The following is a 20,253-nucleotide window of genomic DNA, read 5'->3' as shown; positions in this document are numbered from 1 at the left end:
CATATGGATGAGCAGGGCAGCCCATCGGGCCAGATCAAGCGGGTCGTGTTCGTCGGCGCGGAGTCGACCGGCAAGTCGACCTTGTGCGAATACCTGGCGCGCCAGTACGGCAGCGTCGCCGTGCCCGAGATCGGCCGCTACATCTGGGAAGACAAGCAGGGCCAGCTCGATGCCGGCGATTATGTCGACATCGCCCTGCGCCACCGCGAGGCCGAAGACGAGCAGATGCCCTACGCCAGGCGCTACCTCTTCGTCGACACGAATGCCCTGACCACGCTGCTGCTGGGCCTGGAGTTCGGCCAGGTCAAGGAGCCGGTACCGCCCGAGCTGCTGCGCTGCGCCGACGACTGCCGCGAGCGTTATGCCTACACCTTCGTCTGCGCGGACGACATCCCTTATGAAGAACAGGCCGCCCGCGAGAACGAAGCCTGGCGCGGACGCATCCATCAGCTCGTGCTGCAGGATCTGGAGGCGCGCGGCATTCCCTACACCCTGGTGAGCGGCAGCGTCGAGGAACGGGCGCTGCAGGTGCGGCGCGTGATCGAAGGCGTGGCCTGAGTCGCGCCCAACAAAACCCTCATGGCGGCGTTGCATCGTCTCGCCGTACGTATGTACTGTCTTCGACGATGCGCCTTGCCCTGAGGGTTTTGTTGGGCGCGACTATACTGGGCCGATGAAGGACCAGATCGTCGCCACCAGCAAACTGCTCAGCTACGTGCTGCGCCACCGCCCCGACAGCATCGGCCTGGCGCTCGATGCCCACGGCTGGGCCGGCGTCGATGAACTGCTGGCCTGCCTGGACGCGCACGGCAAGCGCATCGACCGGGCCCTGCTGGAGCGGACGGTCGCCGGCAACGACAAGCAGCGCTTCGCCTTCAACGACGACCGGAGCCGCATCCGCGCCAGCCAGGGGCACTCGATTGCCGTCGACCTGCAGCTGCGCGAAGCCGAGCCGCCCGCCGTGCTCTACCATGGCACCGCCAGCCGCTTCCTGAAATCCATCCTGGCCGCCGGCCTGCGCGCCGGCGGACGCCAGCATGTGCACCTGTCCGCCGACGTGGCGACGGCAATGCGGGTCGGGGCACGTCACGGCTTTCCGGCCGTGCTGGCTGTCGACGCGGCGCGCATGCATGCGGATGGCCTGGCCTTCTACCAGTCCGATAACGGGGTCTGGCTGACGGGGGAGGTGAAGCCGACCTATCTCCGCCAGACCGGCGCGCCGACCCGCGGCGGGTAAGACGCTGTTGTTGCCGCGCCATCCGCGCAAATGTTTGCAAAAAAACTTTCTTTTTTCACACAATTTTGGGCGAGTTCGCTGTATGTTTCGTATGCAACTTTTGCACACGAATAGCGACCCACGTCCATGTCCAGCAAGGTCCCGCTCTACAAGTACCGCGCGCTGCTGTTGTCGCAGAATTTCTTCATCAAGGACAACGCGGCCGAGCTGCGGCTGCATGCGCACAAGTATGACTTCGACATGTTCTTCTTCAGCGAAGTCAGCGAATTCGTGGCGGCGGTGGAGGGCGACGCCGGCAATGGCCTGTTCGTGATCGACCTCGACGCCCTGCACAATATGCAGTCGGATATGCAGGACAGCCGCAAGACCCTGATGCTGGGCGAACTGCTGCAGCGCCTGCCCGACGGGCGCGAGTACGTCTACCTGCAGAGTCATCGCCAGGGCGGCCGCTACCTGCTGCAGCAAAAGCTGGTCGACAGCCACTGCCTGGCCTATGCGGAAAAGCCGATCGCCAACGACGTGCTGGTCGACAAGCTGTTCAATCTGTTCGTGCAGCAGAAACGCGGCGATCTGGTGCGCATCATCCACCTGGGCGATCCCGGCCCGCTGGACGAGGACTGCCTGCGCCAGGCGCGCATCGAGATGATTTCCCATGAGCAAGCCCACACCCTGCACCTGCGCGTGCGCGAGCTGCAGCCCGACATGGTGCTGGTGAGCGACCTTGAATTCGCGCGCACCGATTCGCTGGCGCGCGTGTTGAAGAAGAATATCGAAGCCGATCCGGTGCGCGAGATCATGCTGCTGCAGCGCCAGCCGGACACCGGCCTGATGCAGCATGCGCTGGCCAGCGGCTTCGACGCCGTCCTGCCGGCGCTGGACGCCGGGCTGCTGTGCGCGCAACTCGTCAACCGCGCCAGCAAGATCCGCATCAGCAAGGACCTGATCTCGAAAGACCGTGCGACCGGCCTGCTGAACAAGATCGGCCTGCAGAAGAAAGCCCAGGAACTGATCCGCCAGGCGGCGCGCGAGGAATGCCCGCTGGCCTTCGGCGTGATCGACATCGACAAGTTCAAGACCATCAACGATACCTGGGGCCATTACTTCGGCGACATCGTGATCAAGCGCCTGGCGGTCTGCCTGGCGTCCCACCTGGGCGAACGCGACCTGCTGAGCCGCTTCGGCGGCGAGGAATTCGTGCTGGTGTTCTGGGATTGCACGCCGGAGCAGGGGTGGGCGAGGCTGGACGCCATGCGCCAGGCCTTCGGCGCCTTGCCCTTCGAAGTCCGCGCGGGCGACGTGCGGCGCTTTTCCTTCAGCGGCGGGATGGCGGCCTATCCGGCGCAGCAGACGGAAAACGCGCTGTTCCTGCGCGCCGACGCCATGCTGTATGAAGCCAAGCAGGGCGGACGCAACCGCGTCTGCCCCCAGCCTTCCTTGTAATCAGCGTTCGTTGGTCGCCGCGGCCAGCAGGGCCATGGTGTCGACCGCGCCCATCTTGCGCGCCGCGTCCAGCATCGAGTTGCCGTCGGCATCCAGGCGGAAGGGGTCGGCGCCGCGCGCCAGCAGCAGTTCCGCGATCCCGGTACGGTTGAACATCGCGGCGAACATCAGCGCCGTCTTGCCGTTCGGGCCGGCGCTATCGACCTGGGCGCCGTGGCCCAGCAGCAGGGCGGCGACCGCCAAGTCGCCCTTGAAGGCGGCGCCGTGCAACGGCGCCTGGCCGGCATCGTTCATGATCTCCGGATCGGCGCCATGCTCCAGCAGGACGCGCGCGGCGTCGGCATGGCCGTGGTAGCAGGCCAGCATCAGCAGGCTGTCGCCGCGTTCGTTGCGCAGGTTGGGCGGCAGGCCCTGGCGCAGCAGGGTCGCCAGCTCCCCGGCCTCGCCGGCGCGGGCGAAACCGAACACCCGGCGCACGAAGGCGAGGGTGTCGTCGTCGAGTTCGGCAGCGGAAGGCGGTTTGTTCGCTTGTTCCATGTGCTCTCCTGGCTTGTGTGGTTCAGGCCGCGAATTCGCCCAGGTGGCGCTCGATCTCGAACACGTGCGCATCGGGCTTGCCCAGCTCGCGCAGGGCCCTGGCCAGTTCCAGCAGGTATTCGCTGTTCGGGCCGCTCGGCCCCCGTGCGCGGGCGATCTGGCGCGCGATCTCGCGTTCGCTGGCCGGGCCCAGGTAGGCAGCGTTTTCGTGGGTGGCGATGTAGACCAGGCCCTCGGCCGAGCTGCCGTCCTCGAAGTGGATGTCGGTGGCCAGGCGCAGGTAGCCGTTCTTTTCGCGGTAGTCGAGGTGGGCGAATTCCTCGGGCGTGACCAGGTAGGCCATGCCGTGGCACAGCGCGCCCGGCTCCGGCACCAGGGTCACGACGCGGCCCGGGGCGCTCTCGGTGCCGCGGTGGTCGTGCGAACCCTGCCAGAAGCGGCGGGTCCAGCCGGCGATATGGGCCGGGCGCCGCTCCAGGAAGGGAAAGTCGGCCTTGAAGATCAGCGAACCGTAGCCGAACAGCCAGACGCTGGCGTGGCTGTCGAAGCGGTTCATATGGCGGTTGATGGCGATGGTGTTGTGCGACATGCCCTTATTCTAGCTTCTGGCTCACATAGCTGCCGAGGAAGCCGATGAAGGCCGCGGCCGCCGGGGACAGCGAGCGGTGGCCGCGGGTGTAGATGAAGAAGCGGCGCTGCAGCACCGGCGCGTCGAGCGGCCGGGTCAGCAGGCCGTGGCGCCGCACCAGCGCCGAGGCATAGGGCATGCAGACCGTGACCCCGAGCCCGGCCGCCACCATCGCCAGCGCGGTGGTCATGTAGGTCACTTCGTGTTCCGGCTTCAGCGTGGTTTCGCGCAGGGCCTCGCCCATGTCGGCCAGCAGGCGCTCGGTGAACTGGCCGCGCAGCGAGATGAAGGGGTAGCCGGCCAGGTCGCCCCATGCCAGCCGCTCGCGGCTTGCCAGGGGATGGCCGGGCGGGAGCACGGCCTCGAACGGCATCTCGAGCAGGGGACGGGCGTCGAGTTCCGGGCTGTCGTCGCGCTCGGGGCCGATGCCGCAGTCGACCTCGCCGGCCAGCACCCGCGCCATGACGTTTTCGACCGCGCTGTCCGCCAGACTGACCTTGATTTCGGGGTGCAGCGCGCGCCAGGCCGCGATCGCCTGCGGCAGCAGGGTGCAGGCCATCAGCTGGGGGGCCGCGATCCGGACGATACCCTTTCTGAGTTGTGTATGGTCCGCAACGTTAGCAAGCGCACTGTCGAGATCGTCGATCATCTGGCTGAATAGAGGGTAGAGCTCGTTGCCCATGTCGGTCAGCGCAATCTTGCGCGTACTGCGGTCGATCACGCGCGCGCCAAGTGTCTGTTCGAGTTCCTTGATCAAACCTGACAAAGCTGACTGTGTAACGTGCAGGTATTGCGCGGCAAGCGTAAAGTTACCAGTCTTGGCAACAGCAACGAAGGCGCGCATCTGGCGCAGGGTGGGATTCATCAGACAATCCGATAAATAGAACGAAAAATATTGTTTGTATGATAGTCCGGATTAGTCTTTAATGGCGGCAATGTCAAATTGCCAAGGAGCATCATGAAACTCGCCACCCTGAAAGCAGGCGGACGCGACGGCACCCTCGTCGTGGTCAGTCGCGACCTCGTGACCTGCCAGCCCGTTCCGGCGATCGCGCGGACCCTGCAGGCCGCGCTGGACGACTGGGAGCGCACTGCGCCCCGGCTGCGCCAGGTCTACCAGCAACTCAACCAGGGCACGGCCCCGGACGCGGTCTCCTTCCTGGAGGAAGAGTGCGCCTCGCCGCTGCCGCGCGCCTACCAGTGGGCCGACGGCTCGGCCTACATCAACCACGTCGAGCTGGTGCGCAAGGCGCGCGGCGCCCAGGTGCCGCCATCCTTCTACAACGACCCGCTGATGTACCAGGGCGGCTCAGATTCCTTCGTCGGCCCGCACGATCCGATCGCCGTGCTGTCCGAGGAGTGGGGCGTCGACCTGGAAGCCGAAGTCGCGGTGGTGACCGGCGATGTGCCGATGGGCGCGAGCCTGGAGGCGGCGGCGCAGGCGGTCCGGCTGGTGATGCTGGTGAACGATGTCTCGCTGCGCAACCTGATCCCGAAGGAGCTGGAGAAGGGCTTCGGCTTCTTCCAGTCGAAGCCGGCCAGCGCCTTTTCTCCGGTGGCCGTGACACCGGACGAACTGGGCGATGCCTGGCGCGACAGCAAGCTGTGCCTGCCGCTGCAGGTGACGCTGAACGGCCAGCCCTTCGGCCGCCCGAATGCGGGCGACGACATGACCTTCAGCTTTGCGCAGCTGGTCGCGCATGCCGCGAAGACCCGTGAACTGGCGGCCGGCAGCATCGTCGGTTCCGGCACGGTATCGAACAAGCAGGGCGGCCTGCACGGATCGAGCATCGCCAACGGCGGCGTCGGCTACTGCTGCCTGGCCGAGCTGCGCATGTACGAAACGATCGAGCAGGGCGCGCCGCAGACGCCATTCCTGCGCTATGGAGACACGGTCCGCATCGAGATGCTGGATGCGGCCGGCGCAAGCATTTTCGGGGCGATCGACCAGGAGGTCGCCCATTATCACGGGAGGAAAGAATGAAGCTCTACACGTATTTTCGCAGCTCGGCCGCCTACAGGGTACGCATCGCACTGAACCTGAAGGGGCTGCAGTACGACGCCATCCCGGTCCACCTCCTGCGCGGTGGCGGCGAACAGCTGCAGGAACAGTACCGGTCCATCAACCCGAGCGGCCTGGTGCCGGCTTTCCAGGACGACTACATCACGCTGACCCAGTCGATCGCCATCCTCGAATACCTGGAAGACGCCCATCCGCAGGTCCCGATCATGCCGAAGGACGCCACCGAGCGCGCCCGCGTCCGCGAGCTGGCCCAGATCATCGCCTGCGACATCCATCCCGTGAACAACCTGCGCGTGCTGCGTTACCTGGTTCATGAGCTCGGCATTTCCGAAGAGAAAAAGAACGAGTGGTACCGCCACTGGCTGGTGAGCGGCCTGGACGTGCTCGAAAAACACCTGGCGCGCGATCCGAGCTCCGGTCCGCTGTGCCATGGCCGCACGCCGACCATCGCCGACTGCCTGCTGGTGCCGCAGGTCTTCAATGCCCAGCGCCACGGCATCGACGTGTCCGGCTATACGAACATCTCGCGCATCAATGCGCAGTGCGTGCAGATTCCGGCCTTTATCGCAGCCCATCCGTCGAACCAGCCCGACGCCGAGTAAGCCGGGCCTTGCCGGCGCGGCGAACCAGGCCGATGCCAGCCAGGCCAAGGCCGAGCAGGGCGACCGATATCGGTTCCGGCACGCCTTTCGGCGCAGGCGCAGGCAGCGGCGCGTCGGTCTTGCCGATGAGGCGTTCGCCGCCCGGCTGGCTGGTACTGGTTCGCGCGGCGCCCAGCGGGAAGGCGTCCTTGCTGCCGAGCGGCATGGCGATCGCGGCCGCGCTGCAGCATAGCGCGAGCGCGACAGTGACCGCGGTGTGGGCAAGGGTCTTCGAAATTCTCATGATGGCAAATAAAGCAACGAGCATGCCAACAGCCGTCATTCGGCGGATTTAGCTGGGAAAGCGTGACCGGCTCACCGGCGCGGCGAAATCGTATTTCCCGCCAAATGTAAAAACTTCCGACAATATAAAGCCGGCTGCGAATGCCGTTCGCGGCCGGCGCCGCATCGCCCGGCGATCAGTGCCGGGTCTGCGATCCCGGCATCGAGCGGTCCGGTTCCGAGGGCGTCGACACCTCTTCGAGGGCATGGTCGATGCCGGCCGAGTGCTTGGTCGCCATGTCACCCATCGAAACGATGCCGATCACTTCCTGCGAATTCTCGTCGATGACCGGCACGCGGCGGATCTGCACATCGCCCATCTGGCCGAGCACTTCGTCGACGGTCTGGTTCGGCGAGCAGGTGCGCACGTCGGTGCTCATCACGTCGCCGACGCGGGTGCTGCCCGGCGCCTGGCCGGCGGCGGTGGCGCGCACCGTGATGTCGCGGTCGGTGATCATGCCGACCAGCTTGCGGCCGTCGAGCACGGGGATGGCGCCGACATTCAGTTCGTCCATCATCTGGGCGGCGCGCTGGATCGTTTCCTGCGGCGAGATGCTCTGCACGTCGCGGGTCATCACATCCTGGATCGTTTGCATGGGTTCTCCTTTCGGTTGCGGGATGAATGCCTGATGCGGGGCGATGATGCCCCGTTTTGCAAAAACCGGACGCCAGTTTGACGCGCGGAACAGGCCGCAAAAAAGGACGCCGCGCGCCCTTGAGGCTGGATGAACGGCTACAATCTGGACCCTTTTCCGCTTGCCGCTTCCACCATGCCGACTACCGCGATCCCAGCACCGATTCTCGACGCCCTCGGCCTTGCCGATCCCTCCTGGCGTCCGCACCTCGAAGCCGGCCTGCAGGCCATGGCGGCGTTCGATCCCGCCTACCTGCCCACGCTTGCCGGCGACGATTACCTGCCGAACGGCGGCCGCCTGTTCGCGGCCTTCGCGCTGCCGCTGCCGCAGGTGCGCTACGTGCTGGTGGGGGAGGGGCCGTATCCGCGTCCGGAAAGCGCGACCGGGGTCTGCTTCATGGATGGCGCGGTGGGCGAGCTGTGGTCGGAGACGGGATTGTCGAAACCGGTGAACCGCGCGACCTCGCTGCGCAACTTCATGAAGATGCTGCTGGTCGCCGACGGCCAGCTCGGCATCGACGATACCGGCGGCGCGGCGCTGGCGCCGATCGCTAGGGCGGCGCGGGAGGGCGGCGCGATCCGCACCCTGGCCGAGCTGCAAGACAAGCTGACCGGGCAGGGTTTCCTGCTGCTGAACGCCTCGCTGGTCTTCCGCAAGCACGTCGCCCCGGCGGTCGACGCGCGCGCCTGGCTGCCCTTCCAGCGCGCCGTATTCGCGGCCCTGGCGCAATGCGCACAGAAGCCGACCCTGGTCCTGTGGGGCAAGATCGCCGAACAGTTGAAAAAAGTGCCGGAAACCGAAGGCCTGCCCCAGATCCAGGCGGAACACCCCTACAACCTCAGCTTCATTGGCCACGAGGGCATGCACAAGCTGTTCGGGCCGATGCAACTGCTGCACGCAAGCTGACTGACCGCCATCAAACCGGGGTCAAACCGGGGTCAGACTCCGCATTCTGGAAATTGTGAGGGTGATATTGCTTAAATCGGGAGTCTGACCCCGGTTTGTGCCATATCAGGAATTGGGGCTGCCAAGACAAACCCCGTCGAATGCGCTATACTTGACTAAATCAATCAACTAATCGGGTTTTTATTCTTGCCAACGCAGGGAAGGGAAACTTGAAGCGTTGAAGAGAAGCAAGATTTTAACACTGTTTGGAAACCAACCCGGGGTTGTGATGCGTCTGACCACCAAAGGCCGTTTTGCTGTTACCGCGATGATCGATCTTGCCCTGCGCCAGGGCAAGGGCCCCGTCACGCTGTCGGGCATCAGCCAGCGCCAGGCCATTTCGCTGTCCTACCTGGAGCAGCTGTTCGGCAAGCTGCGCCGGCACGAGATCGTCGAGTCGGTGCGCGGACCGGGCGGCGGCTACAGCCTGGCGCGCGGCGCCGACAAGGTGACCGTGGCCGACATCATCATCGCCGTCGACGAACCGCTCGATGCGACCCAGTGCGGCGGCAAGGAAAACTGCCACGGCGCCGATGCCGCCAGCGGCACCCGCTGCATGACCCACGAGCTGTGGGCCACCCTGAACGCGAAGATGGTCGATTACCTCGACTCGGTCACCCTGCATGACCTGGTCGAACAGCAGAAGCAGAAAGAACAGAAGGAACAGAACGTCGTGGTGATGCACCGCCACGCGGCGTCGGACAATACCGAAGCAACGCACAGCATATTGAATGGAGTGAACTGATGAACGCGCCCCTGGACAAAAAAATCGAGCAGAGCTTCCAGACTGCACCGCATTTCCCGATCTACATGGACTACTCGGCGACCACGCCGATCGATCCACGCGTCGCGGATGCGATGATTCCCTTCCTGCGCGAGCAGTTCGGCAATCCGGCCTCGCGTAGCCACGCCTACGGCTGGAGCGCCGAGGCGGCGGTCGAGGCAGCGCGCGCGGATGTCGCCGCCCTGGTCGGCGCCGACCCGCGCGAGATCATCTGGACCTCGGGCGCAACCGAATCGAACAACCTGGCCCTGAAAGGCGCTGCGCACTTCTACAAGTCGAAGGGCAAGCACATCATCACGGTCAAGACCGAACACAAGGCCGTGCTGGACACCGTGCGCGAGCTGGAGCGCGTCGGCTTCGAGGCGACCTACCTGGAGCCGCAGGATAACGGCCTGATCTCGATCGAGCAGCTGGAAGCCGCGATCCGTCCGGACACCATCATCGTTTCCGTCATGCTGGTGAATAACGAGATCGGCGTGGTCCAGCCGATCAAGGAAATCGGCGAACTGTGCCGCAAGAAGGGCATCATCTTCCACAGCGACGCCGCCCAGGCCACCGGCAAGGTCGAGATCAACCTCGAAGAGCTGAAGGTCGACCTGATGAGCTTCAGCGCACACAAGACCTATGGTCCGAAGGGCATCGGCGCGCTGTACGTGCGTCGCAAGCCGCGCGTGCGCCTGGAAGCGCAGATGCACGGCGGCGGCCACGAGCGCGGCCTGCGTTCGGGCACGCTGGCGCCGCACCAGATCGTGGGCATGGGCGAAGCCTTCCGCATCGCCAAGGAAGAGATGGACAGCGAACTCGCGCGCATCAAGGCGCTGCGCGACCGCCTGGCCAAGGGCCTGATGGAGATCGAAGAGGTCTACATCAACGGCGACATGGAACACCGCGTGCCGCACAACCTGAACGTCTCGTTCAACTTCGTCGAGGGCGAGTCGCTGATCATGGCGGTCAAGGACCTGGCCGTGTCCTCGGGTTCGGCCTGCACCTCGGCCTCGCTGGAACCGTCGTACGTGCTGCGCGCCCTGGGCCGCAGCGACGAACTGGCGCACAGCTCGATCCGCTTCACCATCGGCCGCTTCACGACCGAGGAAGACATCGACTTTGCAGTCAAGCTGTTGAAGGAAAAGGTCGGCAAGCTGCGCGAACTGTCGCCGCTGTGGGAAATGCACAAGGATGGCATCGACCTGAGCACGATCCAATGGGCAGCCCACTAATCATCGCATTCTGAAGGAGTACAAAAATGGCATATTCCGATAAAGTCCTGGACCACTACGAAAACCCGCGCAACGTCGGCTCGTTCGACAAGAACTCCGACGACGTCGGCACCGGCATGGTCGGCGCCCCGGCCTGCGGCGACGTGATGAAGCTCCAGATCAAGGTCAACGAAGCCGGCGTGATCGAAGACGCGAAGTTCAAGACCTACGGCTGCGGCTCGGCGATCGCGTCGAGCTCGCTGGTCACCGAGTGGGTCAAGGGCAAGTCGCTGGACGAAGCGCTGTCCATCAAGAACACCCAGATCGCCGAAGAACTGGCCCTGCCGCCGGTGAAGATCCACTGCTCGATCCTGGCAGAGGATGCGATCAAGGCGGCCGTGGCCGACTACAAGCACAAGCACGCTACCGAACAGGCGTAAGAGAAAAATGGCAATCACCCTGACTGAAAAAGCCGCGCGTCACATCACCCGCTACCTCGAGCGCCGGGGCAAGGGTGTCGGCTTGCGTTTCGGTGTGCGCACGACTGGCTGCTCCGGCCTGGCCTACAAGCTGGAGTACGTCGACGAGCCGGCGAACGAGGACAACATCTTCGAATCGCACGGCGTGAAGGTCTTCGTCGACCCGAAGAGCCTGCCCTACATCGACGGCACCGAGCTGGACTTCGCACGCGAGGGCCTGAACGAAGGCTTCCGCTTCAATAACCCGAACGTCAAGGACAACTGCGGCTGCGGCGAAAGCTTCCGCATCTGACGCAGGAAGCCGAGCCTCATGCAGAATCACTTCGAGCTGTTCCAGCTGCCGGCCAGGTTCGACGTCGACATGGACGCCCTGGATTCGGCCTACCGCGAAATCCAGGGCCGCGTGCACCCGGACCGCTTCGTCAACGCCAGCGACGCCGAGAAGCGCGTCGCGATGCAGTGGGCGACCCGCGCCAACGAGGCCTACCAGACCCTGCGCAACCCGATGCTGCGCGCGCGCTACCTGTGCGAGCTGAACGGCGTCGACCTGCAGACCGAGTCCAACACGGCCATGCCGATGGACTTCCTGATGCAGCAGATGGAACTGCGCGAGGCGCTCGGCGACGCACGCGCGGCCAAGGATGCCGAGGCGCTGGACGAACTCGATGCCCAGGTGCGCAGCGAAAAGAAGAGCCGGCTGGCCCGGGTCGGCAAGCTGCTCGACGCCGGCGACTACGGCCAGGCCGCGCAGGGCGTGCGGGCGCTGATGTTCCTCGATAAATTCGCGGACGAGCTGCACTACGCCTTCGAAGCGCTCGAATCGTAAACGGACTGCGCGTATGCGCCATGTCCGCGCGGTCGGCGCCGCCGATCGCATCGAATAATAAAACCAGGTAACACGACCATGGCACTACTGCAGATTTCCGAACCCGGCATGTCGACCGCGCCGCACCAGCACCGGCTGGCGGTGGGCATCGACCTGGGCACCACCAATTCCCTCGTCGCGACCGTGCGCTCCAGTATCCCGGAAGTGCTGAGCGACGAAGACGGCCGCGCGCTGCTGCCATCGATCGTGCGCTACCTGCCGAACGGCCACGCCAACATCGGCTACAAGGCCCAGGCGCACCGCACCACCGACCCCAAGAACACCATCGTCTCCGTCAAGCGCTTCATGGGCCGCGGCCTGAAGGACATCGCGCACGCCGAGAACATGCCCTACGACTTTGTCGATGCTCCGGGTATGGTGCAGCTGAAGACGGTCGCCGGCGTCAAAAGCCCGGTCGAGGTCTCCGCGCAGATCCTGGCGACCCTGCGCCAGACCGCGGAAGACGCACTCGGCGACGAACTGGTCGGCGCCGTGATCACCGTGCCGGCCTACTTCGACGACGCGCAGCGCCAGGCGACCAAGGATGCGGCCCAGCTGGCCGGCCTGAACGTGCTGCGCCTGCTGTCCGAGCCGACCGCGGCCGCGATCGCGTATGGCCTGGACCACGGCAAGGAGGGCGTGTTCGCCGTCTACGACCTGGGCGGCGGCACCTTCGACATCTCGATCCTGAAGCTGTCGAAAGGCGTGTTCGAAGTGCTGTCGACCGGCGGCGATTCGGCCCTGGGCGGCGACGACTTCGACCAGCGCCTGTTCTGCCACATCACCCAGCAGGCCGGCCTCGCGCCGCTGTCGGACGAGGACACCGCGACCCTGATGGTCAAGGCGCGCCAGGCCAAGGAACTGCTGTCGACGAATGAAGAGACCACGGTCGAGGCGATCCTGAAGTCCGGCGAGATCGTCCAGGTGACGGTGAGCGCGAAGACCTTCGCCGAGATCACCCAGCCGCTGGTGGCCAAGACCATGAACGCGGTGCGCAAGGCCATGCGCGATGCGAACGTGTCGGTCGAGGACGTGGACGGCGTGGTGCTGGTCGGCGGCGCGACCCGCATGCCGAACGTGCGCCGCGCGGCGGGCGACTTTTTCAAGACCATCCCGCACGCGAACATCGACCCCGACAAGGTCGTGGCGCTGGGCGCCGCGATCCAGGCGAACCTGCTGGCCGGTAACCGCGCGGCCGGCGACGACTGGCTGCTGCTGGACGTGATCCCGCTGTCGCTGGGCATCGAGACCATGGGCGGCCTGGTCGAGAAGATCATCCCGCGCAACTCGACGATTCCGTGCGCGCGCGCGCAGGAATTCACGACCTTCAAGGATGGCCAGACGGCCCTCGCCGTGCACGTGGTGCAGGGCGAGCGCGAACTGGTGTCCGACTGTCGTTCGCTGGCGCGCTTCGAGCTGCGCGGCATCCCGCCGATGGCGGCCGGCGCCGCGCGCATCCGCGTGACCTACCAGGTCGACGCCGACGGCCTGCTGTCGGTCTCGGCGCGCGAAACCCGCTCCGGCGTCGAGTCGCACATCACCGTCAAGCCGTCCTACGGGCTGGGCGACGACGAGGTGGCGCGCATGCTGCAGGACTCGTACAACTCGGCGCAGGGCGACATGGTCGCGCGCGCGCTGCGCGAAGAGCAGGTCGAGGCCGAGCGCATCCTGCTGGCGACCCAGTCGGCGCTGGAGTCCGACGCCGAGCTGCTGAGCGAGGAAGAACGCGCGGCGGTGGCCACGCTGGAGCAGGGCGTGCGCGATGCGCTGGCCCGCTCGAAGGACGAGGCGATCGGCACCGACGAGCGCCAGAACAGGCTGCACGATGCGGTGCAGGCGCTGGCGCACGGCACCGAGGAATTCGCGGCGCGGCGCATGGACAAGAACGTGCGCAAGGTACTGGCGGGCAAGTCGCTGGACCAGGTCTAAACATATAAAACCAAGAGGTAAAGAAGTGCCACAAATCGTCATCCTCCCCCATCCCGTCTTCTGCCCCGAAGGCGCCGTGCTCGAAGGCCAGCAGGGCAAGTCGATCTGCGACACCCTGCTGGAGAACGACATCGAGATCGAGCACGCCTGCGACCGCGTGTGCGCCTGCACGACCTGCCACGTGATCGTGCGCGAAGGCTTCGACTCGCTGAACGAGCAGGAAGAAAAGGAAGAGGACATGCTGGACAAGGCCTGGGGCCTGGAGCCGAACTCGCGCCTGTCCTGCCAGGCCATCATCGCGGATGAAGACCTGGTGGTCGAGATCCCGAAATACACGATCAACCACGCTGCAGAGAATCACTGATCGCCGATCGCCGATCGCCGATTCCAGGGAGCCGCCATGAAGTGGACCGACGTCATTGCCATCGCCGAGGCGCTGTACGAGAAGTATCCGGACGTCGATCCGGCCACGGTGCGCTTCGTGGACCTGCATAACTGGGTCGTCGGGCTGGACGGCTTCGACGATGACCACGCGCGCGGCGGCGAACGCGTGCTGGAAGCCATTCAAACCGCCTGGATCGACGAATCCAGCTGACATCATGCACGCTAAAAAAGACAGCGCCCCGAAGAAGCCGGCGCCGACCATCTATGAACTGGCGCCCGAGATCAAGCCGGGGCAGTCGATCGAGCTGCTCAAGGAGCTGCACATCCTGACCCGCGAGGGCAAGCTGAACCAGGACAGCCGGCGCAAGCTGAAGCAGGTCTACCACCTGGTCCAGTTCATCGAGCCGCTGGTCAAGGACGTGCTGGCCGGCGGCAAGCAGGGCGTGACCCTGGTCGACCATGGCGCCGGCAAGTCCTATCTCGGCTTCATCCTGTACGACCTGCTGTTCAAGGGCAGGGAAGCGGGCGAGGGCGGCCATATCTACGGCATCGAGACCCGCGAGGAGCTGGTGCAGAAGTCGACCGAACTGGCCGCGCGCCTGGGTTTCGAAGGCATGTCCTTCCTGAACCTGTCGGTGGCCGAGTCCACCGAGTCCGACAAGCTGCCGCCCACCGTCGACGTGGTCACCGCGCTGCACGCCTGTAACACCGCGACCGACGACGCGATCGACTTCGCGCTGAAGAAGAAGGCGAAGCATATCGTGCTGGTGCCCTGCTGCCAGGCGGAAGTGGCCTCGGTGCTGCGCAAGAACAAGGGCAAGGACCTGGGCCGCAGCGCGCTGACCGAGATCTGGCGCCACCCGATCCACACCCGGGAGTTCGGCAGCCAGATCACCAACGTGCTGCGCTGCCTGCAGCTGGAGGCGCACGGCTACCAGGTCACGGTGACGGAGCTGGTGGGCTGGGAGCACTCGATGAAGAACGAGCTGATCGTCGCCACCTACAAGAATTTGCCGCGCAAGCGGCCCGCCGAGCGCCTGCAGCAGGTGCTGGCCGAAGTGGGCCTGGAAGAGATGGCCCGGCGCTTCTATACCGGCGAACCCGCCGTATCCACCACCGACTGACTGAGACCCATGAGCGATCAAACCCAGCGCTGGATCGACCTGCGCAGCGACACCGTCACCCAACCGTCCGCGGCGATGCGCGCCGCCATGGCCGCCGCCCCGGTCGGCGACGACGTGTACGCCGACGACCCGACCGTCAACCGCCTGCAGGACTACGCGGCCGAGCTGTTCGGCTATGAGGCCGGCCTGTTCGCGCCCTCGGGCACCCAGACCAACCTGATCGCCCTGATGGGCCATTGCGGCCGCGGCGACGAGTACCTGGTCGGCCAGGAAGCGCACACCTACAAATACGAAGGCGGCGGTGCGGCGGTGCTGGGCAGCATCCAGCCGCAGCCGATCGCCAACCAGGCGGACGGCTCGCTGTCGCTGGCCGACATCGCGGCCTGCATCAAGCCGGACGACATGCACTTCGCACGTACGCGCCTGCTGGCGCTGGAGAACACCATCGGCGGCCGCGTGCTGCCGCAGGACTACCTGGCGGCGGCGACCAGACTGGCGCACGACAAGGGCCTGGCCACCCACCTGGACGGCGCGCGCGTCTGCAATGCCGCCGTCAAGAACGGCATCAGCCTGCGTGACGCGGTCGCCGGTTTCGACACCGTCTCGGTCTGCCTGTCGAAGGGCCTGGGCGCGCCGGTCGGTTCGGTGCTGCTGGGACCGAAGGCCTTCATCGAGCAGGGCAAGCGCTGGCGCAAGATGCTGGGCGGCGGCATGCGCCAGGCCGGCGTGATCGCGGCGGCGGCCCACTACGCGCTCGAGCACAACGTCGAGCGCCTGGCCGAAGACCACCAGAACGCGGCCGAGCTCTCCAGCGGCCTGGCCCGGATCGAGCCGCTGCGCGTCACCGCGCCGCAGACCAATATCTTCTACGTCGAGATTCCGGAAGCGGCGGTGGCGGCGCTGCGCGAGCACCTGGCCAAGGCCGGCATCCGCGCCTCGGTCGGCGCCCACACGCGCCTGGTGACCCACCTGGACATCAGCAAGGAAGACGTGCAGAAGACCATCGCGGCTTTCCAGGGCTTTTTCAAGGATTGGCGTTCCTGATGACTGAAGAAGCTATCCGCCTCGCCAAGCGCGTGGCCGAAATCGTGCCGTGTTCGCGCGGCGAGGCCGAGCGCTACATCGCCGGCGGCTGGGTCAGCGTCGACGGCATCGTCGCCGAGGACCCGGCCACGCGCGTGACGCCGGCCCAGCGCATCGAACTGCTGCCGGGCGCCACGCCGGTCGAGCCGCCGCCGGTCACCATCCTGCTGCACAAGCCGGCCGGCCTGCACGGCAAGGCCGCGCTCGACTCGCTGCAGCATGAAACGCTGTTCCAGGAAGGACAGGGCCAGCGCTTCCTGAAGCGTCACCTGGGCAGACTGACGCCGGCGATGCCGCTCGAAGTCATGGCCAGCGGCCTGGTCGTGTTCAGCCAGGACTGGCGCGTGCTGCGCAAGCTGGGCGAGGATGGCGACCGCATCGAGCAGGAGTACGTGGCCGAGGTCGGCGGCGCCATCGCCGAAGACGGCCTGGCGCGTCTGAACCGGGGCGGGAAACCGAATGCGCCGCTCAAGGCCAGCTGGCAGAGCGAGGCGCGGCTGCGCTTCGCCGGCAAGGGCCTCGTGCCTGGCCAGATCGAGGCCCTGTGCGCCCAGGTCGGGCTGGAAGTGAAGGCGCTGCGCCGCCTGCGCATCGGCCGTGTGGCGCTGAGCAGCCTGCCGGTGGGGCAGTGGCGCTACCTGCGGGACGTCGAGCGCTTCTAGACGGGTTCAGGCCGCCGGCGACACCGCCGCGGTCTTCGACGCCTTCGCTGCTTTCGGCAGTTGCAGCAGGCGGGTGCCGGCCAGGCGGTCATGCAGGAACTGGCGGTCCTTGTCGAGGAAGGCGGTCAACGCCCAGCCGGCCACGCCGATGGCGATCGCGGCCGAGACTTCCGCCTTGCCCTTCAGGCCGAAGGCGGCGCAGACGATCAGCGCCGGCAGGAACCAGCCCCAGGCCAGCAGATAGCGCAGCACGGCCGTGCGCAGCGGCACGCGGCCCTGGCCATCGCCGGTCAGCCGCAGGCGCCAGGTTTTCATGGCCAGCGTATGGCCGCTGTCGGTCCAGCTCCAGACGAAATACGCGCCCGTCACCAGGAACAGGAAGACTTTCAGGCCGTGCTGGGCCAGCGGCGCATGGCTGTTGCGCGTGACCAGCAGGTAGAGCGCGACGGCCAGCATCTCGACAGCCAGCAGGAGGAAGGTCTCGTAGACCATGACGATCAGGCGGCGTTTGATCGTCGGCGTGCTGCTGGGCGTGTCGGACATATGCGGACTCAGGCGTTGTTCGGACTGATGCCCCAGTTGGCCGGCACCGGCTTTTCCTGCTGGGACGGATTGGCCGGCTGGGCGGGCTGGGCGGGTTGCGGCGCCGGGACGGGCGCCGGCTGCTGCGGTGTCGCCGGCACCGCCACGCAGGGCGGGGTGGCGGAGACGGTGTTCTTGACGGTGCCGGCAGGGCAGGAGGTCGCCCCCTGGCCGAGCGGGACCACGACCTTGCCGCTGGCCTGGCTCGGCACCACGGAGGTCGTCTTGCGGCCGGCGGCGGACGCGGCCAGTTTCTTCTTCTGTTCTTCGGACAGCTGCTGGTAGTTCTCCCAGCTTGCGGTCTTCTGGTCCGGACCGATCTTGCGCGCACGCGCATAGGTTTCGCGCGCCAGTTCGCGCTGCGCCGGGGTGAGCTTGACCCATTCGCGCATGCGGGCATGGACGCGCTGCTGTTCTTCCGGATTCATGCCGGCGAAGCGGTTCGCCAGCTGCAGCCATTTCTGCTTGCGCACGCCATCCATCTGGTCCCACTCGCTCTGCAGCGGCTGCAGGGCAAGCTGCTGGGCCGGGGTGAGCGCGCGCCACAGCGGCTTGTCGCCGCCCTTGTGCGCAAGCGGCGCACCGGCGTTGCCGGGGTGGACGGCGCTGTCGGCGCTGCTGGCATCGGCCGCGGGTGCGGCGCTGCCCGGCATGCCGGCACGGTCGTGCTGCTGGCTGAACAGCAGCACGAGACCGGCGAAAACCACGGCGGCGCCGGCGGCGGCGACTTTACCCTTGTTTCCCGTCATCAAGCTGGGCCTTACTGAGCGCGTTGCGGCGGCTGCTGCTGTTGCTGGGCCAGATAGGCATTGAAGCCGTGGTCGGTATACGCCGTGAGCGGCAGGTCATCCGACAGCACGGCGGCGTCGAGGTCCGCCAGCTCGGCGCTGCGCTGCTCGCGCTCGACCTGGTAGACGCCGGCAAGGCCGATGACCATCGCCAGCAGCGGCGCCGCCACGGCGGCGCGCGCCACCCACGGCATCGCCAGCACCGAACGGATATCGAAGCGCGGACGCTGCTGTTCCTGCTTTCGTACCGAGGCCGGCGTATCGGCCTTCTTGCGCGCCACCGCGCGTGCGCGCGCGGCCGCCAGCCTGTCGGTGGTCGAGGCCGGCAGATGGTCGAGGTTCTCGTTCAGGGCGTGGCGAATCTTGTACGCCAGGTTGATGTCGTCGGTGTTCATAATTTAATTCCCTTGGCCTCCAGGGCTTTTTGGAGGGTATGCGTAGCGCGAGAACAGTGCGTTTTCACACTGCCCTCGGAGCAACCCATCGCTTCGGCCGTTTCGGCCACGTCCATGTCCTGCCAGTAACGCATGAGGAAGGCTTCCCGTTGACGCGCCGGGAGCTTTTGTATCTCTTCGTCGATCAGGCGCAAGGTTTCGGCGCGTTCGACCTGGTCTGCGCTCGACTCGGCGGCAGCTGTCCCTTCCTCGGCCTCGTAGGAGTCGAGTATATCAAAGTCCTCGTCACCTTCATCCCGGCGGCCGAGGCCTCCAAACAGGCTGACCCAGGTGTTCCGGACCTTCTCGCGCCGGAAATAATCGAGGATGGTGTTCTGGAGGATGCGCTGGAACAGCATCGGCAGTTCGGCCAGGGGCTTGTCGCCGTATTTCTCGGCCAGCTTGATCATGGCGTCCTGAACGATGTCCAGCGCTGCCTCGTCCTTGCGGACTGCGTACGCCGCCTGCTTGAAGGCGCGCCGCTCGACACTCTCGAGGAAGTCGTTTAGTTCTTTGTCAGTGGCCATGCGATGAAGGGTCGGAAAACCTTCGAATCCTAGCAAAAATTACGGTTGAGCGCACTGTAAACGGGCATTTACAATCATTCGGACCATTACAGGAAGAGATGAAGATGCTGCGCATTCTCGGAAAGGCAAGCTCGATCAATGTCCGCAAGGTCTTGTGGACCTGCGCCGAACTGGAGATTCCCTTCAACCGGGAAGACTGGGGCGCCGGATTCCAGTCCACCCGGGAAGCCGCATTCCTGGCCCTGAATCCGAATGCGATGGTGCCGGTGATCGTCGATGGCGATACCGTGCTGTGGGAATCGAACGCGATCTGTCGCTACCTGGCCGGCCGCTACGGCGGCGATGCCGCCCTGCTGCCGTCGGCGCCGGCGGCGCGGGCGCGCGTCGAGCAGTGGATGGACTGGCAGGCGACCGAGCTGAACAATTCCTGGCGCTATGCCTTCATGGCCCTGGTGCGCAACAGGCCGGCGCATGCGGACCAGGGACAGGTGGAGCACAGCATCGCGCAGTGGAACCGGCACATGGGCATCCTCGAGGGGCAGCTCGCGAACACCGGCGCGTTCGCCGCCGGGACGGCGTTCTCGCTGGCCGATATCGTGCTGGGACTGTCGGTCAATCGCTGGCTGATGACGCCGATGCAACGGCCGGCCTATCCGGCCATCCAGGCTTATGTAGAGCGTTTGCTGCAGCGTCCCGGCTGCCGCGAATTCTGCATGAACGGCGTCGCCTGATTCAGGCGCGTAACGCGATCCCGGCAATTTTCAGGAACTGCCGGGCCCGACAGCCGACGATAATTTTGCGCACATCCCCGATGCACCAAAAAAGTTATTTCCATATTTGTACTTGACCTAAATGGTGCAACGCAGTAAGGTATCTAACGCTTTGCAACCCCGAAGCCCAAGGTCATCCGGAATGGCATACCCCGCCAGTCCAGGAATGACGCGCTTTCACATGTAGGCAGTTTGCTCCAACCCGTGCCAAAAGCGCGAGAGACACGCAATACGCCAACAGAAACTCACGCCAAACGAGTTTGCGACCAGCGCCGGTT

27 protein-coding genes are annotated in these 20,253 nt (G+C 65.7%); 18 read left to right on the top strand and 9 right to left on the bottom strand.

Translation table 11 applies throughout. The annotated features are described in order from the left end of the window. Positions 1-3: 3 nt before the first annotated feature. The 3 genes from AM586_RS07550 to AM586_RS07540 all read left to right on the top strand — a co-directional run bounded on the left by AM586_RS07550 (position 4) and on the right by AM586_RS07540 (position 2,677). Positions 4-558 (top strand): AAA family ATPase, encoded by a 555-nt coding sequence (locus AM586_RS07550; protein ID WP_047824150.1) that lies wholly within the window; start codon positions 4-6, stop codon positions 556-558. Positions 559-673: 115 nt separating this feature from the next. Beyond that, complete coding sequence (locus AM586_RS07545) at positions 674-1,237, top strand: RNA 2'-phosphotransferase (RefSeq protein WP_047824152.1); 564 nt, start codon at positions 674-676, stop codon at positions 1,235-1,237. A gap of 126 nt (positions 1,238-1,363) precedes the next feature. Then, on the top strand, positions 1,364-2,677 hold the full coding sequence (locus tag AM586_RS07540; protein ID WP_047824153.1) for a diguanylate cyclase: 1,314 nt from the start codon (positions 1,364-1,366) through the stop codon (positions 2,675-2,677). On the opposite strand, the gene AM586_RS07535 is transcribed toward AM586_RS07540, so the two are convergent. The 3 genes from AM586_RS07535 to AM586_RS07525 are packed head-to-tail and all read right to left on the bottom strand — an operon-like array spanning position 2,678 to position 4,707. Further along, positions 2,678-3,214, bottom strand: coding sequence for an ankyrin repeat domain-containing protein (locus AM586_RS07535; protein WP_047824155.1), 537 nt, complete (start codon positions 3,212-3,214; stop codon positions 2,678-2,680). It lies immediately after the preceding gene. Between the two features lie 22 nt (positions 3,215-3,236). Beyond that, positions 3,237-3,803: a gamma-glutamylcyclotransferase gene (locus AM586_RS07530; RefSeq protein WP_047824157.1), complete on the bottom strand. Its 567-nt coding sequence runs from the start codon at positions 3,801-3,803 to the stop codon at positions 3,237-3,239. A 4-nt stretch (positions 3,804-3,807) separates the two neighbouring features. Then, positions 3,808-4,707, bottom strand: a complete 900-nt coding sequence (locus AM586_RS07525) for a LysR family transcriptional regulator (protein WP_047824159.1) — start codon at positions 4,705-4,707, stop codon at positions 3,808-3,810. A 93-nt stretch (positions 4,708-4,800) separates the two neighbouring features. On the opposite strand from AM586_RS07525, the gene AM586_RS07520 reads away from it, so the two are divergent. Further along, entirely contained in the window at positions 4,801-5,826 is a 1,026-nt protein-coding gene (locus AM586_RS07520; protein WP_047824161.1) for a fumarylacetoacetate hydrolase family protein, read from the top strand. Further along, complete coding sequence (gene maiA / locus AM586_RS07515) at positions 5,823-6,467, top strand: maleylacetoacetate isomerase (RefSeq protein WP_047824163.1); 645 nt, start codon at positions 5,823-5,825, stop codon at positions 6,465-6,467. The genes AM586_RS07520 and maiA overlap by 4 nt, the downstream gene beginning before the upstream one ends. On the opposite strand, the gene AM586_RS07510 is transcribed toward maiA, so the two are convergent. Together AM586_RS07510 and AM586_RS07505 are read right to left on the bottom strand one after the other, a co-directional pair. Next, positions 6,427-6,750, bottom strand: coding sequence for a PEP-CTERM sorting domain-containing protein (locus AM586_RS07510; RefSeq protein WP_162600529.1), 324 nt, complete (start codon positions 6,748-6,750; stop codon positions 6,427-6,429). The two genes, maiA and AM586_RS07510, sit on opposite strands and share 41 nt — an antisense overlap. A gap of 175 nt (positions 6,751-6,925) precedes the next feature. Continuing rightward, positions 6,926-7,384 carry a CBS domain-containing protein gene (locus AM586_RS07505; RefSeq protein WP_047824167.1) on the bottom strand — a complete coding sequence of 153 codons (459 nt, stop codon included), beginning with the start codon at positions 7,382-7,384 and terminating at the stop codon, positions 6,926-6,928. Positions 7,385-7,558: 174 nt separating this feature from the next. Here AM586_RS07505 and AM586_RS07500 point away from each other — a divergent pair, with 174 nt between their 5' ends. From AM586_RS07500 to AM586_RS07445, 12 genes are all read left to right on the top strand, one after another. After that, on the top strand, positions 7,559-8,329 hold the full coding sequence (locus tag AM586_RS07500; protein WP_047824700.1) for a uracil-DNA glycosylase: 771 nt from the start codon (positions 7,559-7,561) through the stop codon (positions 8,327-8,329). A gap of 268 nt (positions 8,330-8,597) precedes the next feature. After that, entirely contained in the window at positions 8,598-9,113 is a 516-nt protein-coding gene (iscR, locus tag AM586_RS07495) for a Fe-S cluster assembly transcriptional regulator IscR (RefSeq protein WP_060567026.1), read from the top strand. Beyond that, on the top strand, positions 9,113-10,369 hold the full coding sequence (locus AM586_RS07490) for an IscS subfamily cysteine desulfurase (RefSeq protein ID WP_060567025.1): 1,257 nt from the start codon (positions 9,113-9,115) through the stop codon (positions 10,367-10,369). Before iscR ends, AM586_RS07490 begins: the two co-directional genes overlap by 1 nt. A gap of 26 nt (positions 10,370-10,395) precedes the next feature. Beyond that, complete coding sequence (gene iscU / locus AM586_RS07485; protein WP_060567023.1) at positions 10,396-10,788, top strand: Fe-S cluster assembly scaffold IscU; 393 nt, start codon at positions 10,396-10,398, stop codon at positions 10,786-10,788. A 7-nt stretch (positions 10,789-10,795) separates the two neighbouring features. After that, on the top strand, positions 10,796-11,119 hold the full coding sequence (gene iscA, locus AM586_RS07480; protein WP_060567021.1) for an iron-sulfur cluster assembly protein IscA: 324 nt from the start codon (positions 10,796-10,798) through the stop codon (positions 11,117-11,119). Between the two features lie 18 nt (positions 11,120-11,137). Further along, positions 11,138-11,653 carry a Fe-S protein assembly co-chaperone HscB gene (hscB, locus tag AM586_RS07475; RefSeq protein WP_060567019.1) on the top strand — a complete coding sequence of 172 codons (516 nt, stop codon included), beginning with the start codon at positions 11,138-11,140 and terminating at the stop codon, positions 11,651-11,653. A 78-nt stretch (positions 11,654-11,731) separates the two neighbouring features. Then, positions 11,732-13,621, top strand: coding sequence for a Fe-S protein assembly chaperone HscA (gene hscA, locus AM586_RS07470; protein WP_060567017.1), 1,890 nt, complete (start codon positions 11,732-11,734; stop codon positions 13,619-13,621). Positions 13,622-13,646: 25 nt separating this feature from the next. Then, a complete protein-coding gene (gene fdx, locus AM586_RS07465) occupies positions 13,647-13,985 on the top strand; it encodes an ISC system 2Fe-2S type ferredoxin (RefSeq protein WP_060567016.1) in 339 nt (112 codons plus the stop codon). Positions 13,986-14,021: 36 nt separating this feature from the next. Beyond that, complete coding sequence (iscX, locus tag AM586_RS07460) at positions 14,022-14,216, top strand: Fe-S cluster assembly protein IscX (RefSeq protein WP_060567014.1); 195 nt, start codon at positions 14,022-14,024, stop codon at positions 14,214-14,216. A gap of 4 nt (positions 14,217-14,220) precedes the next feature. Continuing rightward, positions 14,221-15,129 (top strand): SAM-dependent methyltransferase, encoded by a 909-nt coding sequence (locus AM586_RS07455; protein WP_060567012.1) that lies wholly within the window; start codon positions 14,221-14,223, stop codon positions 15,127-15,129. Between the two features lie 9 nt (positions 15,130-15,138). Further along, positions 15,139-16,173 (top strand): low-specificity L-threonine aldolase, encoded by a 1,035-nt coding sequence (gene ltaE / locus AM586_RS07450; RefSeq protein ID WP_047826314.1) that lies wholly within the window; start codon positions 15,139-15,141, stop codon positions 16,171-16,173. After that, positions 16,173-16,874: an RNA pseudouridine synthase gene (locus AM586_RS07445; protein ID WP_047826313.1), complete on the top strand. Its 702-nt coding sequence runs from the start codon at positions 16,173-16,175 to the stop codon at positions 16,872-16,874. The genes ltaE and AM586_RS07445 overlap by 1 nt, the downstream gene beginning before the upstream one ends. 6 nt (positions 16,875-16,880) lie before the next feature. Here the strand turns inward: AM586_RS07445 and AM586_RS07440 are convergent, their stop codons facing one another. Genes AM586_RS07440 through AM586_RS07425 form a run of 4 tightly spaced genes read right to left on the bottom strand, consistent with a single transcriptional unit; the run spans position 16,881 to position 19,205 of the window. Beyond that, the gene (locus AM586_RS07440) at positions 16,881-17,417 is read right to left on the bottom strand and encodes an RDD family protein (protein WP_047826312.1); all 537 of its coding nucleotides are present in this window, start codon (positions 17,415-17,417) and stop codon (positions 16,881-16,883) included. A gap of 8 nt (positions 17,418-17,425) precedes the next feature. Then, entirely contained in the window at positions 17,426-18,205 is a 780-nt protein-coding gene (locus tag AM586_RS07435; protein WP_052234432.1) for a DUF3106 domain-containing protein, read from the bottom strand. An 11-nt stretch (positions 18,206-18,216) separates the two neighbouring features. Further along, a complete protein-coding gene (locus AM586_RS07430; RefSeq protein ID WP_047826311.1) occupies positions 18,217-18,639 on the bottom strand; it encodes a DUF3619 family protein in 423 nt (140 codons plus the stop codon). Then, positions 18,636-19,205 carry an RNA polymerase sigma factor gene (locus AM586_RS07425; RefSeq protein WP_047826310.1) on the bottom strand — a complete coding sequence of 190 codons (570 nt, stop codon included), beginning with the start codon at positions 19,203-19,205 and terminating at the stop codon, positions 18,636-18,638. Before AM586_RS07425 ends, AM586_RS07430 begins: the two co-directional genes overlap by 4 nt. Positions 19,206-19,309: 104 nt before the next feature. On the opposite strand from AM586_RS07425, the gene AM586_RS07420 reads away from it, so the two are divergent. Further along, positions 19,310-19,936, top strand: coding sequence for a glutathione S-transferase family protein (locus AM586_RS07420; protein ID WP_047826351.1), 627 nt, complete (start codon positions 19,310-19,312; stop codon positions 19,934-19,936). Positions 19,937-20,253: the final 317 nt, after the last annotated feature.

The sequence above is a fragment of the Massilia sp. WG5 genome (assembly GCF_001412595.2).
Taxonomy (GTDB): domain Bacteria; phylum Pseudomonadota; class Gammaproteobacteria; order Burkholderiales; family Burkholderiaceae_D; genus Telluria.
Note: the sequence above shows the minus strand (reverse complement) of the source record. Positions and strands in the feature narration are given on the sequence as shown.

What these genes read in the sequence shown, in the direction of transcription:
- AM586_RS07550 (WP_047824150.1), top strand. Translation starts at nt 4, where the DNA reads ATGGATGAGCAGGGCAGCCCATCGGGCCAGATCAAGCGGGTCGTGTTC.
- AM586_RS07545 (WP_047824152.1), top strand. Translation starts at nt 674, where the DNA reads ATGAAGGACCAGATCGTCGCCACCAGCAAACTGCTCAGCTACGTGCTG.
- AM586_RS07540 (WP_047824153.1), top strand. Translation starts at nt 1,364, where the DNA reads ATGTCCAGCAAGGTCCCGCTCTACAAGTACCGCGCGCTGCTGTTGTCG.
- AM586_RS07535 (WP_047824155.1), bottom strand. Translation starts at nt 3,214, where the DNA reads ATGGAACAAGCGAACAAACCGCCTTCCGCTGCCGAACTCGACGACGAC.
- AM586_RS07530 (WP_047824157.1), bottom strand. Translation starts at nt 3,803, where the DNA reads ATGTCGCACAACACCATCGCCATCAACCGCCATATGAACCGCTTCGAC.
- AM586_RS07525 (WP_047824159.1), bottom strand. Translation starts at nt 4,707, where the DNA reads ATGAATCCCACCCTGCGCCAGATGCGCGCCTTCGTTGCTGTTGCCAAG.
- AM586_RS07520 (WP_047824161.1), top strand. Translation starts at nt 4,801, where the DNA reads ATGAAACTCGCCACCCTGAAAGCAGGCGGACGCGACGGCACCCTCGTC.
- maiA (WP_047824163.1), top strand. Translation starts at nt 5,823, where the DNA reads ATGAAGCTCTACACGTATTTTCGCAGCTCGGCCGCCTACAGGGTACGC.
- AM586_RS07510 (WP_162600529.1), bottom strand. Translation starts at nt 6,750, where the DNA reads ATGAGAATTTCGAAGACCCTTGCCCACACCGCGGTCACTGTCGCGCTC.
- AM586_RS07505 (WP_047824167.1), bottom strand. Translation starts at nt 7,384, where the DNA reads ATGCAAACGATCCAGGATGTGATGACCCGCGACGTGCAGAGCATCTCG.
- AM586_RS07500 (WP_047824700.1), top strand. Translation starts at nt 7,559, where the DNA reads ATGCCGACTACCGCGATCCCAGCACCGATTCTCGACGCCCTCGGCCTT.
- iscR (WP_060567026.1), top strand. Translation starts at nt 8,598, where the DNA reads ATGCGTCTGACCACCAAAGGCCGTTTTGCTGTTACCGCGATGATCGAT.
- AM586_RS07490 (WP_060567025.1), top strand. Translation starts at nt 9,113, where the DNA reads ATGAACGCGCCCCTGGACAAAAAAATCGAGCAGAGCTTCCAGACTGCA.
- iscU (WP_060567023.1), top strand. Translation starts at nt 10,396, where the DNA reads ATGGCATATTCCGATAAAGTCCTGGACCACTACGAAAACCCGCGCAAC.
- iscA (WP_060567021.1), top strand. Translation starts at nt 10,796, where the DNA reads ATGGCAATCACCCTGACTGAAAAAGCCGCGCGTCACATCACCCGCTAC.
- hscB (WP_060567019.1), top strand. Translation starts at nt 11,138, where the DNA reads ATGCAGAATCACTTCGAGCTGTTCCAGCTGCCGGCCAGGTTCGACGTC.
- hscA (WP_060567017.1), top strand. Translation starts at nt 11,732, where the DNA reads ATGGCACTACTGCAGATTTCCGAACCCGGCATGTCGACCGCGCCGCAC.
- iscX (WP_060567014.1), top strand. Translation starts at nt 14,022, where the DNA reads ATGAAGTGGACCGACGTCATTGCCATCGCCGAGGCGCTGTACGAGAAG.
- AM586_RS07455 (WP_060567012.1), top strand. Translation starts at nt 14,221, where the DNA reads ATGCACGCTAAAAAAGACAGCGCCCCGAAGAAGCCGGCGCCGACCATC.
- ltaE (WP_047826314.1), top strand. Translation starts at nt 15,139, where the DNA reads ATGAGCGATCAAACCCAGCGCTGGATCGACCTGCGCAGCGACACCGTC.
- AM586_RS07445 (WP_047826313.1), top strand. Translation starts at nt 16,173, where the DNA reads ATGACTGAAGAAGCTATCCGCCTCGCCAAGCGCGTGGCCGAAATCGTG.
- AM586_RS07440 (WP_047826312.1), bottom strand. Translation starts at nt 17,417, where the DNA reads ATGTCCGACACGCCCAGCAGCACGCCGACGATCAAACGCCGCCTGATC.
- AM586_RS07435 (WP_052234432.1), bottom strand. Translation starts at nt 18,205, where the DNA reads ATGACGGGAAACAAGGGTAAAGTCGCCGCCGCCGGCGCCGCCGTGGTT.
- AM586_RS07430 (WP_047826311.1), bottom strand. Translation starts at nt 18,639, where the DNA reads ATGAACACCGACGACATCAACCTGGCGTACAAGATTCGCCACGCCCTG.
- AM586_RS07425 (WP_047826310.1), bottom strand. Translation starts at nt 19,205, where the DNA reads ATGGCCACTGACAAAGAACTAAACGACTTCCTCGAGAGTGTCGAGCGG.
- AM586_RS07420 (WP_047826351.1), top strand. Translation starts at nt 19,310, where the DNA reads ATGCTGCGCATTCTCGGAAAGGCAAGCTCGATCAATGTCCGCAAGGTC.